15 protein-coding genes, 1 tRNA gene and 1 other RNA gene are annotated in these 17,583 nt (G+C 21.5%); 6 read left to right on the top strand and 11 right to left on the bottom strand.

Translation table 4 applies throughout. The features are described 5' to 3' along the window. Positions 1-57: 57 nt before the first annotated feature. Genes ACXX85_RS01890 through ACXX85_RS01875 form a run of 4 tightly spaced genes read right to left on the bottom strand, consistent with a single transcriptional unit; the run spans position 58 to position 4,343 of the window. A complete protein-coding gene (locus ACXX85_RS01890) occupies positions 58-1,596 on the bottom strand; it encodes an alpha-amylase family glycosyl hydrolase (protein WP_436359068.1) in 1,539 nt (512 codons plus the stop codon). 34 nt (positions 1,597-1,630) lie between these two features. Then, on the bottom strand, positions 1,631-2,560 hold the full coding sequence (gene holA, locus ACXX85_RS01885; RefSeq protein WP_436359067.1) for a DNA polymerase III subunit delta: 930 nt from the start codon (positions 2,558-2,560) through the stop codon (positions 1,631-1,633). A gap of 2 nt (positions 2,561-2,562) precedes the next feature. After that, complete coding sequence (locus ACXX85_RS01880; RefSeq protein ID WP_458560481.1) at positions 2,563-3,918, bottom strand: MAG0480 family ComEC-like protein; 1,356 nt, start codon at positions 3,916-3,918, stop codon at positions 2,563-2,565. Further along, positions 3,843-4,343: an MAG0490 family ComEA-like DNA-binding protein gene (locus tag ACXX85_RS01875; RefSeq protein WP_458560480.1), complete on the bottom strand. Its 501-nt coding sequence runs from the start codon at positions 4,341-4,343 to the stop codon at positions 3,843-3,845. The genes ACXX85_RS01880 and ACXX85_RS01875 overlap by 76 nt, the downstream gene beginning before the upstream one ends. A gap of 81 nt (positions 4,344-4,424) precedes the next feature. Between ACXX85_RS01875 and rnpB the strand changes: the two genes are divergently transcribed. Then, an RNA gene (rnpB, locus tag ACXX85_RS01870) (RNase P RNA component class B) lies at positions 4,425-4,706 on the top strand. 16 nt (positions 4,707-4,722) lie between these two features. Here rnpB and ACXX85_RS01865 read toward each other — a convergent pair. Both ACXX85_RS01865 and ACXX85_RS01860 read right to left on the bottom strand, forming a co-directional pair. Then, a complete protein-coding gene (locus ACXX85_RS01865) occupies positions 4,723-5,478 on the bottom strand; it encodes a hypothetical protein (protein WP_436359063.1) in 756 nt (251 codons plus the stop codon). A gap of 9 nt (positions 5,479-5,487) precedes the next feature. After that, positions 5,488-6,141: a uracil-DNA glycosylase gene (locus ACXX85_RS01860; protein ID WP_436359061.1), complete on the bottom strand. Its 654-nt coding sequence runs from the start codon at positions 6,139-6,141 to the stop codon at positions 5,488-5,490. A gap of 57 nt (positions 6,142-6,198) precedes the next feature. Between ACXX85_RS01860 and ACXX85_RS01855 the strand changes: the two genes are divergently transcribed. From ACXX85_RS01855 to ACXX85_RS01835, 5 genes are all read left to right on the top strand, one after another. Next, complete coding sequence (locus ACXX85_RS01855) at positions 6,199-7,563, top strand: glycine--tRNA ligase (protein WP_436359059.1); 1,365 nt, start codon at positions 6,199-6,201, stop codon at positions 7,561-7,563. 13 nt (positions 7,564-7,576) lie between these two features. Beyond that, on the top strand, positions 7,577-9,304 hold the full coding sequence (gene dnaG / locus ACXX85_RS01850; RefSeq protein ID WP_458560479.1) for a DNA primase: 1,728 nt from the start codon (positions 7,577-7,579) through the stop codon (positions 9,302-9,304). 77 nt (positions 9,305-9,381) lie between these two features. Further along, a complete protein-coding gene (locus ACXX85_RS01845) occupies positions 9,382-10,713 on the top strand; it encodes an RNA polymerase sigma factor (protein ID WP_458560478.1) in 1,332 nt (443 codons plus the stop codon). Next, positions 10,706-11,482, top strand: a complete 777-nt coding sequence (locus ACXX85_RS01840) for a Nif3-like dinuclear metal center hexameric protein (protein ID WP_458560477.1) — start codon at positions 10,706-10,708, stop codon at positions 11,480-11,482. Before ACXX85_RS01845 ends, ACXX85_RS01840 begins: the two co-directional genes overlap by 8 nt. 25 nt (positions 11,483-11,507) lie before the next feature. After that, positions 11,508-12,350: a deoxyribonuclease IV gene (locus ACXX85_RS01835; RefSeq protein WP_458559492.1), complete on the top strand. Its 843-nt coding sequence runs from the start codon at positions 11,508-11,510 to the stop codon at positions 12,348-12,350. An 8-nt stretch (positions 12,351-12,358) separates the two neighbouring features. Here the strand turns inward: ACXX85_RS01835 and tsaD are convergent, their stop codons facing one another. From tsaD to ACXX85_RS01810, 5 genes are all read right to left on the bottom strand, one after another. Further along, positions 12,359-13,306, bottom strand: a complete 948-nt coding sequence (gene tsaD, locus ACXX85_RS01830; protein WP_436359051.1) for a tRNA (adenosine(37)-N6)-threonylcarbamoyltransferase complex transferase subunit TsaD — start codon at positions 13,304-13,306, stop codon at positions 12,359-12,361. Between the two features lie 6 nt (positions 13,307-13,312). Next, positions 13,313-14,506, bottom strand: coding sequence for a replication-associated recombination protein A (locus ACXX85_RS01825; RefSeq protein ID WP_458557294.1), 1,194 nt, complete (start codon positions 14,504-14,506; stop codon positions 13,313-13,315). Then, positions 14,499-16,121, bottom strand: a complete 1,623-nt coding sequence (locus ACXX85_RS01820; RefSeq protein WP_458560476.1) for a DUF2130 domain-containing protein — start codon at positions 16,119-16,121, stop codon at positions 14,499-14,501. Before ACXX85_RS01820 ends, ACXX85_RS01825 begins: the two co-directional genes overlap by 8 nt. Before the next feature lie 78 nt (positions 16,122-16,199). Continuing rightward, a complete protein-coding gene (locus ACXX85_RS01815; protein WP_458560475.1) occupies positions 16,200-17,321 on the bottom strand; it encodes a hypothetical protein in 1,122 nt (373 codons plus the stop codon). Positions 17,322-17,374: 53 nt separating this feature from the next. Further along, positions 17,375-17,465 (bottom strand) — tRNA-Ser (locus ACXX85_RS01810). Between the last annotated feature and the right edge of the window lie 118 nt (positions 17,466-17,583).

Genomic DNA, 17,583 nt, shown 5'->3' with positions numbered 1-17,583 from the left:
CACTATTATAATAAAAAATATTAAATTTAAGCCTATTTTGCTTAAATTTTTATATTTTTAATATTTTTCCCTTTCAAAAATTAAAACTTGATATTTTGATAACTTAATATTATTTTTATTATTTACTTTCAAGTTTGAACTTGAATATTTTAATTTATATTTTTCTAAATTTAAGATTGATCACTTGTTTTTATTTGTTAAATTAATAAGAATTAATATTTCAGTTCTAATAAAATTAATTTTATATTTTAAAATTGAAATGCTTGGAAAATTTAAAGAAATTTTTAAATTTTTAGAACTATCAAAATCGCTAAAAAATAATTTTTTAAATTTTAGTAATTTAATAATTCAATTTCATAAAGACTCTTCATTAGTAAAATTATCATATAAATTATTGCTTTTATAATTTTCAGGTTTTTTGAAATAATTTATTTCATTTTTATTAAATCCAAGCCCTTTATTTCCAAATCAAGCAAAAGATGTATTATTATTTTTAGCACTTAACTTTGATCTAACATTAAAATAAGATTCCGGTGTAACTCCTTTGTATTCTAAAAATCTTTTTCTATAACTAAAATCTTTTTCATTTAGTTCATCTTCGCTTTTGAAGATAATATTTTCCTGACCGATTTCATCTCCTTGAAAAAAATAATTATTATGATTATTTAAAATAAAAACAGAAAAAATCATTTTCTTAAAAGCAAGCATTTCTTCTTTGTCTTTGCAAGCACAAAGTCTAGATGCTATTCTCCCATAAAATTCATTATTCATTACAAAAGAAGTTTTTATATTAGTTTTCAATATTTTTCTAAAAAAAAGAAAGTTTTTTAATCAATTATACTTAGTTAAATAATCATTTGGATATTTTTTGTGAAGTCAGTATTCTGAATAATAATCTAAAAATAATTCATCAAATTTAAAATTTGATAATATATTCGTCTCTAAATTATGTTTATAAAAGGAAAAATCTAAAGAAGCAAAAATTTTAATTTTATTATTAATTAGTTTTATATTTTCAATTAAGTCGTTAATTATAATATGAGAATTTTCATTATAATTAATTTCTGGTTTATTTATATATAAAATATTTTTAAAAACTATGCCATCAATTCCTAATTGATTATAAAAATTAATAATTTCTTTAAATTTTTCTTTTTTTTCAGTTCTTAATCATTCTAAGTCAATAACTTTAGTTACATCTTTTTTCATTATAAACTCAGAAGTTTTACTAATTTCCTGTAAATCTTCTTTATTTTTGCTACTATAAATTGTTTTATAATTGCTAAAATTTTCAAAATATTTATCAGATTTTTTAAAATCAAAAACCATATTTACTTTTATATCTCTAGATTTAAAAATGCTTATCATTTCTTTAAAATCTAAAATATCTCCATAATGGATTTTAATAAATTTTGGATCTTTAATTTCTTCATAGTTATCTAAAATAGAAGGAATGATTATTTCATCGATTCCTAATTCTGAAAAATAGGATACTTTAGAAGATATCCCTTTATAATCCCCAACACCTGAAGATGTTGAATCATAAAATTTTGTATTTAATATTTCATAATAATTTTTTCTTATTTCGCTTCTCATTATAATAATAATTATATTTTAATTTGTTTAAAAATTATAAATAAATTAAAAATGTTTCAAAACCTTCCTTTTCTTGCATTTTTCCTGATTTTATTAAAAAATCTAATTCAGATAATTTTTTAATTATGTTAAAAACATACTTTTCATCTTTTCTATTATTTTTTAAAAATTCTTTTGCTTTTTTAATTCTAAAAGGATGAATTTTTATTTTCTCAGCAAGTTCTTTTTCACTAATTTTTTTATTGTCAAAATGAATAACTTGAAATAAAACATTAAAAAAAGAAAATATTTGACCAATTAAATTATTTATTGAAAAACCTTCAAGTGTTTTTTCTTTATAAACCTTTCAAATTTCCTCTATATTTAAATTTGATAAGGAATTTATTAATGCAAAATCATTGTCTAGATCAGTTAAAAAAACCAATTTTTGAATACTTGTTTTAGTAATTACTGTATTATAAATTAGCAATTTATCAATTTCTTTTGAAATAAACATTAAGTCATTTGGTAAAAGTGATGCTAAATATATTAAATCTAATTCTGAAATTTCTCCCTTTTTAGCTTTTATTATTTTTTTGATATATTCATTTTTTTCTTTAATATCTATTTTATTTAATTCTTTATGGAAAGAATTTGACAATAAAAATTTAAAGAGTGATGAATTTATTATTTTTCTCTCTTTTTTTTCAAAAAAACAACTAAAAATAATTACTTTTTCTTTATTTATTTTTATGGAATTTAATAAATCTATTAATTTATTTACTTCTGGATTTAAAAATAAATCAGTATCTTTTATTACTAAAACTTCTTCATTAATAAAAATGTCTTTAGAATCTATTTTTTCAAGCAATTGATCAAAAGAAATTCCAGAACAAATTGTGATTTTGTGGTTTGGTAATTTGGAAATAATTTTTTTTATTTCTCTATTTATTAAAAACTGTTCATTACCATAAAAAAAATACATTTTTACCCCTTTTCTTTATTTTTTTTAAAATTGATAATATTTAAAATTAAAAAATAATTACAAATAACAATTAATGATATTATAAAAGAAAAATTCAAATTTATATAATATTGATAAGGATAAAATCATTTAATTATATAAATAAATACCAACGAAATAAAGTCCAATATCTCCTTATTTCAAATAAATATAAAGGAAAAAATATAAAGAATTGAAATAATAGGACTGAAAACTACTGAATTTAATATAGATAAAATATTGTAATGTGTTAAATCTACGATGTTTATAATTAAAAAACCAATAATGTTGCTGCTAATTGAAATTAATAAAATATTAAGAAATTTATTTTTTATTTTAAACTCTAAAATAAAAAGAATATTTAAAGTTATTAAAAAAGTTAATATAAATGAGACAGAAAAAATAACATTAATATTTATAATTATAAAAATTAAAGCTATGAATATTAAAATTTCAATTCTATTAAATTTATTTTTCAATAATTTTAAATTTATATAATTAAAAATTATAAAAACAAAAGCACGTACACTTGAAATTGAAAAATCTAAAATCATTAAATAGAAAAAACAAAATAAAAAGAAAAAAATAAAAAGTCAGATTTCTTTAATTTTCAAAAAATTAAAAATTTTCTTAATGAAAATATTTATTAAACCAATATGAAATCCTGAAATAACAAATAGGTGATAAATAGATAAATCTTTAATAATTTTAATTATTTCATTAGATTCATTTGTTTTTTCTCCAATTAAAAGCATTGGAACAATTTTTACATAATTTTCTTTACCACTGAGTATATATTGTTTTATATTATCTAAAAAAGAAAAATTTTTTTCTTGAAAATTTAAATATAAAACTTTTTGAACTTTGTATAAAATATTTTTAGATTTTAAGAATAAATTCCAACTTAATTTTTCACTACTATTTTCAATTTTTACTATTTCTAATTTTGCATTATATAAAGCATTTTCCTGTATATTAGGATAATTAATAAGCACTTTTTGAGATTCAAAATCAAAAAAGAAACTTTTTTTCGATAATTTATAAAATTGAATATTATTTTTTTCAATTACAAAAGTCCTTTTTTCGCTATTTTGACTAAAAAACGAAGTAAAAAAGTAAATAGTAAATAAAATTAAAAAAGTGATATGAAGTTTTGATTTTATGTTTAAAAAATATATAAAAATGATTAAATTAAAAAATAAAAATAAATAATTTAAAAAAGTGAAACTTATTTGAAGAAAAATAATAAATATAATTAATAAAATTAAATCTCAAACTCTTCTTGCAGAATTTTTAGAGTTTTTTCACCTAATCCATTTATTTTTAAAAAATCTTCCCATTTTAGTTTTTCTGTATCTTTATCTTTTAAAAAAAGTATTATTTTTTTTATTATATTCATTCTTATACCAACTTTTTTAAACTCTTCTTCTGTAACTTTATTAATTTTTTTCTTTATTTTATAATCAATAAAAGGAATAAAAATTTTTCTATTTTCAATAATTTTTTCTTCAAGATTTATTTTTTTAATATCTGCATTAGGTTTTAAATTAAATTTAAATAAAACATCTCTTAACTTAACTCCTTTATCAAAAAATAATCCCCCTTGATATGAAACAGCTCCTGAAATTTCTAAAAGAACTTTTTCTTTTTTTAAGAAATTTTTCTTGTTTTGTTGCTTATAAATAAAGAAAGAAACTCCACCAACCAAAACCAAGGAAAAAAGCAACAAGGAAGATATAAAAAATTTTTTTCTTTTCTTAACCATATTAAATATTTCTTTTTTTGAGATAAAAGTCAAAAAAAGGAAAAAAATAGGAAAAATGCTTTTATTTTGCTAAAATAATATAGCATTGGTCAATTGCTGCAAATATATTGTAGAGGAAAGTCCGCGCTAGCACTATCTGAGATGATAGTAGTGTTCATGTTGGATCTAATAAATCCAAGCTTAGACGACAAGTGCCACAGAGACGAGCTTATTAAATTAAGGTGAAACGCGGTAAACTCCATGAGCTAGAAACCCAAATTAAGGTAGGGGAACTTTATTTTTTGAAATGAAAAAAAATAAAGAGGTTTTAAATCTAGATAAATAATTGACACTTTTATAAAGTACAGAACGCGGCTTATAGATGCAAAAAAACCAGTTTTTATTTAACTGGTTTTTCTTTTTGAATATTCACTAATAAGTCGCTTATAAAATTAAAAGAATTTTTTAATAAATAAGGACTTATTTTTCTTATTCCATATATTTCTTGTAAATCTACTAAAATTAATGTTTCATTATTCACAAATGCTTTTTTATAAGAAAAGAGTATTATATTTTTATCTCTTTCAAGTAAATTGGATACAAAACCCTTTAGTGCAAAATCATCATAAAAATTATCAAAAATGATATAAATATCATCATTTATAACATTATTTTCAATTATTACATTTGTATTAGAATTCAATATAATTTCTTTTCTTTTAATTTCAGAATAAAATTTTATAAATTCATTTACATTATAGTTATCTTCTCCTAATTTAAAAAGGTGAAATCTTGAATATTTTTCTAAAACTAAAAATATTTTTTGTAAATTTTTATAATTAGTCATTAATCCTTCAATTAAAAAATCTAAATCATACCCAATTACAGTCTTAAATAAAGCATCTCCAAAAGGATTTTTATCTTTTTCCTTTTGTTTTATATAGTTTTCAGTTACTGTTTTTCTAAATTCTTTATAATTTTCATAACCGATTTTCTTTACATAATGACTTATCGTACATGCTGTATTCATGAAAAATTGTTCAGCAAATTCCATTTGAGTTAATTTACAAAATAACTCAGTGTTATTTTCAATTCAATCTTCCATTTCATGCTCAGTTTTTGATAATCTAACTTCAACTTTATGTTTTACTACCATAATTAAATTTTATCATTTTATTGAATTTTTATGAAGATTTATTAACATATCATTAATTTTTTTGAAAATTTGTGAATTTTTTAAACTTTTTGAGTAACTAAATGGCGAAGGATGGGATGTTATTAAAATTATTTGATCTTCTAAATTAATTAATGGGATAACTTCTTCAGCCTTTTTACCCATAAATAAAAAAATTAGATTTTTTTGTTTATTTGAAATAAAGTTTAAAAAATTAAAAGTAAAAGTTTCTCAACCAATATGTTTATGAGAAAGAGGTTTTCCTTTTTCTACTGTTAAAATAGTATTTAGTAATAAAACACCTTGTTTAGATCATCTTTCTAAATTTCCATTTTCACTTTGAAAATCAGGATAACTATTTTTTATTTCTTTATATAAATTATTTAACGATGAGGGAATTCTTTTAGATTTGCTTGAAAAAGCCAAACCATCCGCAAAACCTTCTGTATGATAAGGATCTTGTCCTAAAATTATAACTTTTAAGTCATTAAAATTTGTAATTTCAAAAGCTTTGAAAATATCTTTATAATCAGGAAAAATAGTTGCTTTTTCATATTCTTTTTCAATTTTTTCACAAATATTCAAAAAATATTTTTTACTTTTTTCTTTTTTTAAAAAATTAAAAACTTCTTCTTGATTCAACATATTAAAATTATAAATAAAAAATAAAAATAACACTTTTTTTATTATAATTTAATAACTATGAGTAATAAAGAAAAGAATATTCAAAATATAATAAATCATTTAAAAAATTCAGGTTTTGTTTTTCAAGGTTCTGAAATTTATGGAGGTTTAGCAAATACTTGAGATTATGGTCCTTTAGGTGTTCTACTTTCTAAAAATATTAAGGACTTTTGATGAAGAGAATTTATAACTAAAATACCAGAAAATTATGGATTAGATTCTAAAATTTTAATGAATCCAAAAGTTTGAGAAGCATCAGGTCATGTTTCAAATTTTTCCGATCCATTAATAGAAAATAAAAAAAATAACAAAAGATATAGAGCTGATCACATTATGGAAGAACTTTTTCCAGAAATAAATGTCAATAAATTATCAAATGAAGAAATTACAAAACACTTAAGAAATAACGTTAAAAACTATGATAATAGTGAAACAGATTGAGGAGAAATTAAACAATTTCACCTTATGTTTGAAACTCATCAAGGAGTTGTAGTAGATAAAAAAGATAAAATTTATTTAAGACCTGAAACAGCACAAGGAATTTTTGTTAATTTTAAAAATATACAAAGAACAATGAGGGCGAAAATTCCTTTTGGAGTAGGACAAATTGGTAAATCCTTTAGAAATGAAGTAACTCCAGGAAATTTTATTTTTAGAACTAGGGAATTTGAGCAAATGGAACTTGAAATTTTTAGTTCTCCAGAAGATTCACTAGCAATATACAAAAATTATTTAGAAAAAGTGTGAGCTTTCCTTTTAAATATAGGAATTAAGAAAGAATCTATTAAATTTAGGGAACACTCTAAAGAAGAGTTAGCTCATTATTCTCAAGCAACAAGTGATGTAGAATTTTTATTCCCTTTTGGTTGAGGTGAATTACTCGGAGTTGCACATAGAGGTGATTTTGATTTAACATCACACAGTAATTTTTCAGGAGAAAAATTAGAATATTTAGATCCAGTAACTAATAAAAAATACATTCCGCATATTATCGAACCTTCTATTGGGATGGATAGATTACTTTTAGCTTTAATTGTAGATGCCTATGAAGAAGAAAATATAGAAAATAATGATACAAGAATAGTTTTAAAATTAAATAAAGATATCGCCCCATATAAAGTAGCAGTTCTTCCTCTTGTTAAAAAATTATCAAAAGAAGCAATGGAAATTTTTAATTCATTAATAGAAGATAATATAAGTGCTTCATTCGATGAAAGTGGAACTATTGGTAAAAGATATCGTCGTCAAGATTCAATAGGAACTTTTTATTGTATAACTTTTGACTATGATTCTTTAAACGATAATAAAGTAACTATTAGAAACAGAGATACAATGCAGCAAGAGAGAATTTTCATTGCAGATATTAAAAAATATATTAAATAAATTAGGAAGGTAAATGAATAAAGAATTAGTAAATAAAATAATAACTGAATTGGATATAATTTCAGTTATTTCCAGTTTTTTACCTTTAGAAAAAAGAGGAAATAACTATTTGGCCATATGTCCATTTCACCAAGATAGCAAACCATCATTAACTATTTCTCCTTCTAAAAAAATTTTTAAATGTTTTAGTTGTCAAGAATCAGGAAATGTTCTAGATTTTGTAATAAAATTTAATAATTTTTCTTTTACCAACGCACTAAAATACTTAAACGAAAATTTTAACTTAAATTTGAATTTGGATGAAATGTCTTCTTTTGAAAATAAACCCCTATATAATGAGTTTGAACAAAAATTAATTAAAGCAAATGAAGATGCCAATATGTTATTTAAATTGTTCTTATTAAATCAACAAAAAAGTAATTTTGAAATTTCCAGTTTTATTCAAAATCGCTTTATAAATGACGAAATAATAAAGGTTTTTGAATTAGGTTTCGCTCCAAATGATAATAAAATTATTGAACTTTTATCTTTAAAAAATAACCAAAAAGACATATTAATTAATGCATCACTTATAACTGAAAACGAAAACTCTTTTTTTAAAAACAGAATTATGTTTCCTATAAAAAATCAATTTGGAAACATTGTAGGATTTTCAGGAAGAGTTATTTCTGATAAAAGTAATCAAGTTAAATATTTAAATTCAGCTCAAAATAAAATTTTTTCAAAATCAAAAATACTCTTTAATTATAAAAATGCGATTGATTTTTTAGGAACAAAAAATGAATTAATAATTTGTGAAGGATTCATAGATGTTATCGCTCTTTATAAAGCAAACATAAAAAATGCCGTTGCATTAATGGGTACTGCTTTAACTGAAGAACATATTAAATTGTTGCTAAACAAACATGTAATTCTACTTTTAGACGGCGATAAAGCTGGTGTAGAAGCTACTAAAAAATCTCTAAAAATTTTATTAAAAAATAATATAAAAGTAGAAATCATTAAAAATGATACAAACTATGATCCAGATGAATATTTAAACATTTTTGGACAAGAAAAACTCAAGGAAATGCTTAATAATAGAATATCACCCCTTTCTTTTTTATATAAAGAAATGATTATTAATGTAGATAAAAATGATTTTATATCAGTTGATAATTTTATAAAAGACTTTAAAGATTTTTTAGTTTTAGCTGATTATAAAGAAAAATCCTTTATTTTAGAAAAAATTGAAAGAGAATTAAACATAAATCCTAAAATTTTTAATCTCCAAAACAATGAAATAAAATACAAAAGTTTTTCAAATTATAATCAAAACCCAAATAAACAAAAAAAAGTATTAAATTTAGAGAGTAATGTAGAAAAAATAAGAAAACAAATAATAACTTCCATTTGTCTTATAGAAGAGATTGAAAAAAATTTTATGCAAAATTCTGAAAAATTCAATCTTCTTGTTTCTGATAAAAAAAATATTAATAAAATTCTTAAATATAAAACAGTTCAAGAAAAAACACAAGCTCTAAATGAAAGTCAATTATTTATAGAAACTTATGCAAAAGATCTTAATGATTTAAATGTTTTAATTAACAATTACAAAAAAATCAATGAAAAAATAAAAGTATTCAAGATACAAAATATAATAAAAGAATTAGAAAAAGAAAAAGAAAATTGTTCTGATGTAAATGAAAAAGAAAGAATTGATGAAAAAATTTTATCATTTATTTCATTATTGAATAAATAAAATTATTTTTATGGTATAATTTTTTATACTTTTTAATTGATAAATTTAATTAAAATCTAAAAAACTTAAGGTGACAAATGGCTAAAGATAAAAACTTATCAAATTCATACATAATAGTTATAAATGCATTACAAAAAGAGTTAGCAAGACAAAAAAAGAAGAAAAAAGACAAAACTTTCCTTACTCAAGATGAAGTTTTTAAATTTTTATATGCAAAAAAAATTTATATAGATGAAGATGAAGCAGTGGACTTACTTCCAATTTTAATTTCTGAAAAAATCTTAAATGACGAAAGTGATAAAGATGATTTTGACGAAATAAATGAAAAAGAGATAGAAAAAGAAATATCTAAATCTAAAAAAAGAGTTAAAAATAAAAAGATATCTGATGAAGATGTTGATTTTGATGATATCGATGAAATTGATGATTTAGAATTAAAAGATTATGATTCTGATGATGTTTTATCTATGGAAGATGATGAAATTTTTGAAGAAGATTTTAACTTAAACGATTCTCAATACAGAAATAAATTAACCGAAACTAATGATATTATAAAATGATATATGCGTTGAATTGGTAAATATGGAAAATTATTAAGTCAAGATGAAGAAATTGCTCTTGCTAAGCAAATTAAAGAAGGTGGTAGAAAAGGTAGAAAAGCTCGTCACACATTAATTAATAGAAATTTAAGACTGGTTATAAATAATGCCAAAAAATACAAAAATAGGGGTTTATCCTTTATAGATTTAATTTCTGAAGGTAATTCAGGGATTTTAAAAGCCGTTCAAAAATATGAATTTGAAAAAGGATATAAATTCTCAACCTATGCAACTTGATGAATTAGACAAGCAATAACAAGGGCAGTTGCTGATCAAGCAAGAATCATAAGAGTTCCTGTTCATATGGTAGAAACAATTAATAAATTGACTAAAATTGAAAGAGAATTACATCAAAATTTAGGAAGAATACCAACAGATGAAGAGATTGCTGAAAAAATGGAAGATGATTTTACAGCTGAAAAAGTTCAATATATTAGAAAAATTAATATTGATCCAATTTCATTAGATAAACCAATTGGTAAGGAAGATGATTCATTCTTTTCTGACTTCATAAAAGATGAAACTGTAATTTCTCCTGTTGATTTTGCTTCAGGAAAAGAATTGGAACAAATTTTAAAAGAAATGCTTCATAAAAATCTAGATGAAGATGAAAGAATCTTAATAATGAAAAGATTTGGTGTTGGTGAAAACGAACACGGAGAAAGATATAGAATACATAGTTTAGAAGAATTAGCTAATGAAAAAGGTGTTTCAAAAGAAAGAATAAGACAAATTGAATCAAAAATTTTAAGAAAATTAAAAATAACTCAGAAAAAAAGAAAATTAAAAGATTATTACCAAGGTGAATAATTCAAAAGAATTTTCTTTATTTCTTGATTCAATTTTCCCTCAAAATTCTAAAGAAGATTGAGATAAGGTAGGGTTTTCATACTTTTTTGATAATGAAATTTCTAAAGTTCTCATTTGTTTAGATTTAACTAAAAAAGCATTAGATTATGCGATAAAAAACAATTTTAATTTTATTTTAACTTATCACACTTTTCTTTTTTATAAAGGATATTTAAAAAACACTTTTGAAAAAGAACCTTACAAAAAATCAATGCATAAATTAATAAAGAAATATAAAATTAATGTTTTTTCAATTCATACCAATTTGGATTTTTTACCAAATAGCGGTGTTAAATCTATACTTGAAAAAATCAATTTAGAAGGTGATTTAACTCCTGTAAATAAATTTAATTCTATTGTTAATTTAAAAAGCGAAATCTCTTTTTTTGAATTGATAAACAAAATTAAAAATATGCTAAATTTAAATAATTTGCAAACAAATTTGCAAAAAAATAAAAAAATTAAAAAAATTGTAATTTTGCCAGGAGCTGCTGGTATTGAAAATATATTAGAAACTTATAAAGTAATTAAAAATAAAGCTCTTTACATCACTTCAGACTTAAAATGAAATGAATTGTTAACAATCAATAATCTAAAAATTGATTTATTGGTAGTTCCGCACTCAATTGAAAAAGTAAATATTGATTTTATGTATAAAATAATAAAAAAATCTTTAACCAATTTAAAAGTAGAAAAATATTTGGAAAATGAATTTATAATAAATATATAATAATTTAAAAATTAAAAGGAAAAATATGATTAAATTAGGATCACACGTTTCATTCAAAAAACCCAATTACTTATATGGAGCAATTGAAGAATCTATAAAAAATGGTGCAAATTGCACAATGATTTATTTAGGAGCACCACAAACAACTTTAAGAACAAATGTTTCTAACTACAAACTATTTGAATATTTAAAAGACTATAAAGAAATAATAAAACCAGAAGACATAGTGGTACATGCACCATATATAACTAATCCAGCAAATCCTGAAAAAGCTGATTTTGCTAATAAATTTTTAATAGAAGAAATAGAAAGAATGAATTATATAGGTGCTAAATATTTAGTTTTACACCCTGGTTCCCATACTACATTTTCTAGAGAAGAATCACTTAAACAGTTAATTAAATCCCTAACTTTTATTTTAAATAATACAAAAAATGTAGAAATTATACTTGAAACTATGTCTGGAAAAGGTTCTGAAGTAGGAATTAACTTTGAAGAATTACTTTTTGTTTTGAATGAAGTGAATAATCCCAGAACAGGAATTTGCATTGATACCTGTCATATTTGAGATGCAGGTTATAATTTGGAAAATTATGACGAATTTATAAATGAATTAAAACAAAAAAATATTTTAAAACATTTAAAAGTTATTCATCTCAATGATTCGAAAAATCCTTTAAATTCGCACAAAGATAGACACGCAAACATTGGAGAAGGTTTTATTCCTAAAGAAATTCTTAAAAAAATTGTACACGATCCTTTATTTGATAATATACCTATTATATTAGAGACTCCTTGAAAAGAAGAAGGACCAATTTATGATAAAGAAATTGCTTTTCTGCTAGATAAAGAAAATAAAAATAACTAGGTTTTACCCTAGTTTTCTTTTATCAAAATTTCTGCTGCCTTACAGATCATAGCAGCATTATCAGTGCAATATTCCAATTTAGGAATTATAGAATTTGAATGTAGTTTAACAAATTCATTTCTTAAATGTTTATTAGCAGAAACTCCACCTGCAAGAACTATAGAATTAGGTTGAAATTCTTCAATTGCCATTTTTGTCTTTTCTATTAAATAATCAACAATAGTTTTTTGAAAAGAATAAGCTATTTCTTCAACAGGAACACTTAATCTTCTATTTTCAAAGTTATTTATAATATTTATAACTTGTGTTTTTATACCACTTAAAGAAAAATCGTATTTTCCTTCCGTTTTTGGTTTTGAAATTTTTATATTATTAACAAATTGACTTTGTTTGCCTATATTATCAAAATATATTTTATCAATAATTGGTCCGCCAGGAAAGGATAAATTTAATTTTCTAGCTATTTTATCATATGCCTCACCAACTGCATCATCTAAAGTTTCGCCAATTATTTCTATTTGCTTAGGATTTTTAGCATATAAAATTTGAGTATGTCCCCCAGAGACTAAAAGGGAAATAGCCGGATAAATTATTTCATTATCTATTGCACCTGAAAAAAAATGACCATTTAAATGATTTATCGGAAATAAAGGTTTATTTAAAATTAATGAAATTGCTTCTGCAAATAATTTCCCTATTTGCAAAGAACCAATTAAACCAGGTTCTTTTGTAAATGCTATATAATCTATTTTATTTAAGTCTATTATCTTTTTTATTTCTTCTAAAATAATAGCTATATTATTAACATGTTCTCTTGAAGCGATTTCCGGAATTGTACCTCCATATTTAGCATGAATTTTGATTTGACTAAATGTAATATTAGAAAGTATTTTACCGTTTTTTAAAATAGCTACAGATGTATCATCGTGTGAAGTTTCTATACCTAATATTGTCATTTTTCTTTATTTTTCCTTTATTTTATTCAAATATTCTTTTAATTTTTGTTCATTTTTATTATTACCAAATTCAAAAAATTTATTGTTTTTTATTTCTGAAGGTAAATATTGTTGATCAACATAATTATTTAAAAAATCATGTGGATATAAATAATTTACCCCGTGATTAAATTTTTTAGCACTTTTATAATGAGAATCTTTTAAATGATCTGGAATTTCATATATTTTACCATTATCAATTAATTCAGAAACTTTTTGCATTGCTTGATAAGTTGAGTTGCTTTTTGGACTTAATGCCAATTCAATAATGATAGTAGAAAGCGACAATCTAGCTTCAGGCATTCCAAGTCTTTCTGCTGAATCAATTGCTGCCATAACTTTCAAAGAAATGTTAGGATGAGCAAGACCTATATCTTCATATGCAACACAAAGCATTCTTCTATATAAACCATCAAAATCTCCGCTTTTAATAATTAACATACCATAATATAAAGCTGCATCAGGATCACTCCCTCTTAATGATTTGTGAAAAGCACTTAAATTATTATAATGTGAGTCAGCATTTTTATCGCTGTAAAAATTAACATTTGGTAATAATTTTTCGATAACTTCTTCACTTAAAGGTTCATTTTTGCTTAAAGTTAAAACAAAATCTAAATTTCAAAAAATAGTTCTTATATCAAAATTTGATAAAAATATTATTTTTTCTATAATTTCTTTTGCTAAAATGAAGCTTTTTGAATGAAAAAAATTTATTATTTCTTCCAAAGAAGGCTTGTTGAATTTTAAAATTTGCATTCTGCTTCTAATTGCTGGATTGATTTTAAAATATGGGTTTTCTGTTGTTGTTGCATAAATTATAATTTGGTCTTTTTCCAAATAACTTAAAAGTAAATCTTGTTTATCTTTATTTAAACGATGAATTTCATCAATAATCAAAATGTCATTATTTTTAATTTTCTCTAAAAGCGAATCTTTATTTTCTATAGTTGCATTAAATGTAGTGTATTTTAAATTAAGATTTAAAGCTAAAACATTTGCAACTGATGTTTTTCCAATTCCGCTTTCTCCATAAAAAATAAAAGATGTTCTGTTTTTTAATTCAATTACTCTATTTAAAAGAAATTTAATATGCTCTTGACCTATAATTTCATCCAGTGTTTCTGGTTTAAATTTTTTCAAATCTAATTTTTTATTCATAAATTTTATCTATTTTTTTTGTTATTTTTTGAATAGCAAAATTTTCTATTTTATTTTTTACTGTGTTTAGGTGAATATCAACCACTAAACTAATAGATTCTTTTATTTCTTTTGCGTTTTTTTCTATTGTTTCTGCGTTTTTTAAGATTTTTTCAGTTTGTGTTCTTATGTGTTTAAGAGAATTATCTAAAATTTCATTTTTCATTTTATCAAATTGTTCTAAAATATCCTTTTTTTCTTGGAAAGTTATTTCAGCATCTGCTATTTTTTCCCTTTCCATTATAAAGTGTTTAAGTAGTGATAAAAAAGGAATTAAATAGGCAGGTCTTATAACATACATATTTTCATAATCAAATACCTTAGAAATTAAAAAATCCTTTTCTGGTTCTAATTCACTAACTAAAATAGCAAAGTCTGCTTGTTTTTTAGTTTGGTCTCTTTTTAATTTATCATAATAATCAGAATTCTTTTTATTACCTGTTTCACCTTGACTTTTTGCTTCTATTATTATTTTTCCTAATAATTTTTTATTATTATTTCTACTATAAATATCATATAAAAAATCTGCTTTAGTATGATCTTTAACTTCATTATCTTTATAAAAAGAACAGTTGTTATCAAATGAAAGATTTTCAGAAGCTTGAGAAATTATTCAGTTTTCTAAATCTTCCCCAATAAGTTTTATATTTACATTTTTTTTCCTTTGTAAATCATTTATAGTAGTTTTTAACTCGGTATTTTCCTTAATTCATTTTTGTATTTCATTTGAATGTTGAATTTCTTTTTTAGTCATTTCTACTTGTGATTCACTTTGCATATTAACTTTAATATTATTCATTCTTTCTACTAAAGTTGCGTTTTCTTTTCTTATACTTTGCAATGAATCAAATAATTCAAGATATTCTGGAGATTTTTTATATTCATTTATAATGTTAATTTCAGCATTAGCTAATGTATTTTCTAATTGCATTTTTTCTTTAATTAAGTTTTCTTTTTCAGAAGTTAAATTATCGATTCTCTTTATTTTTTCTGTAAATTCTTCATTATTTCTAAAATCTTTTATAGCTTTTAAAGAGGCGTTTTCTAATTCTTGTTTATGATTTTTTATTATATTATCTTTTTCAGTTAATTTTTTTTGTAAATCAGTAAATTCTTCACTAGTTTTATACTCATTTATAATATCATTTTTAGATGTTTTTAATTTAGTTTCTAATTCTGTTTTTTCTTTAATTAAATTTTCTTTTTCAGAAATTAAATCATCGATTCTCTTTATTTTTTCTGTAAATTCGTCTTTTGTTTTAAAATCTTCAATAGCCTTTAAAATTGCATTTTCTAGTGTTTGTTTATGATTTTTGATTATATTATTTTTTTCGTTTAAATCATTTTTTAAATTAATGAATTCTTCACTAGTTTTATACTCTAAAAGTGCTTGATTTTTAGCTGTATTAAATAAATCCTCGTCAATCTTTGAACGAACTTCATTTAAATAACTTTCTACTCCTTCATCCTTATATTCATCTATAAAGAAAAAATCTCCTTTTTTTGCATCTTCCAAGATTTCAAATTTTATTCTTGGTTCATGTTCTATAATTCTAACTTTTATTTTATTTCCCATTTTTTACCTTTCCATATATAAATAATATTATATTAATTTTACATTTAAACAGTAAAATTTCAAATTTTATTTTTACATTTACTCTTTTAAAATAAAATATTTACATTTTCCCATATTTTCTAAATAAATTAAGGAAAAGTACTCTCCATAAGAACAATAATATAAATTATATTTAGAATGAAAAATGATAGTATTTCCGTGTTCTGGACACAATTGCAATTCACTTGGTAAAATATATTTTCATTCATTTATTATTTCTTTTTTTGCAATAATTCTATTTACATTTTTATTAAATTCATTAAAAATTTTTAAACTTCATTTTAATTTTCAAAAGTCTTTTTTATCAATTTTTCTTTTTTTATATTCAAGTTTAAATTTTTTTCACTGATTTTTATTTTCATTTTTAAAAATTAAAAAATCATTAATCGATTCAACATATTTATATACAAAGATAAATTGATATTCTTCTTCTAAAAATGATTTATTTTCCTGTAAAAAATTAAAATATTCGTGTTTAGTATGTTTGTGTCTATTAAATTTAGAATAGAAAATTATAATTATTCCTATAATAGTAGGAATAAAAATTAAAAGCATTAAAAATAGTATAAGTAACCACTCTAAACCGGAAGAAAAAAGTAAAATAAATAAAGAAAATAAAAATAAAATTAATACATAAAATAAAATTATTATTATTTTTTTTACAATATAAATAATAATATCTTTACGGTAAAAGAAACTATTGAATTTTTGTCTATTTTTTTTATATTCAATAGGTTTTTTCCTATCAAATAATCATTCATTTAATTTTTTTCAAATTATATAATAAATGAAAATTAAAGCTGATTTAAATAAAGTGTTAATTATTAATGAAGATATAAAATCAAAAAATTTAATATTTCAAAATCAGTTTTTTATAAAAATATCTGGTTTTTTTTCTTGTAAAATATTTTGAAATTGCTCAATTAAATTGTTAGATATTAAATGAAAAATATTAACGAATGAAAAAATAGTAGTTAATATTAGAACTGCTATTTCTATATAAATGGTAGGATTCAAAAATTTATTTTTTATTTTCATTTTTATTATTTCTGATAAATCTGAAAATTCAATAAATTTTTTTACTTTAAAAATTTTATTTTTTTCTTTTTCACTTAAAATAACGTATAAAAAAGCAATTATATAAAAAACTGTTATTGTCAATCAAATAAAACCCATTTTAAAATACCTATAATGTAATAAAAGTAATAAAAAAATGGCGGGGCAAACAGGATTTGAACCTGCGCGGGCGGTTAAGCCCCTAACGCGTTAGCAATGCGTCCTCTTCAGCCTCTTGAGTATTGCCCCCCAAGTTTTTACTATATAATTATATAATAATTTGCTTAAATTAATAAGTAATTTTTGCAAATTTATTAAAACAGAAATAAAATGTCACCCCCCATTCCCAATATAAAATGTCACTTTT

The sequence above is a fragment of the Mycoplasma sp. Z386 genome, from assembly GCF_054343375.1.
The sequence above is the reverse complement of the archived record's forward strand: the minus strand, read 5'-3'. Positions and strand labels throughout refer to the sequence as shown.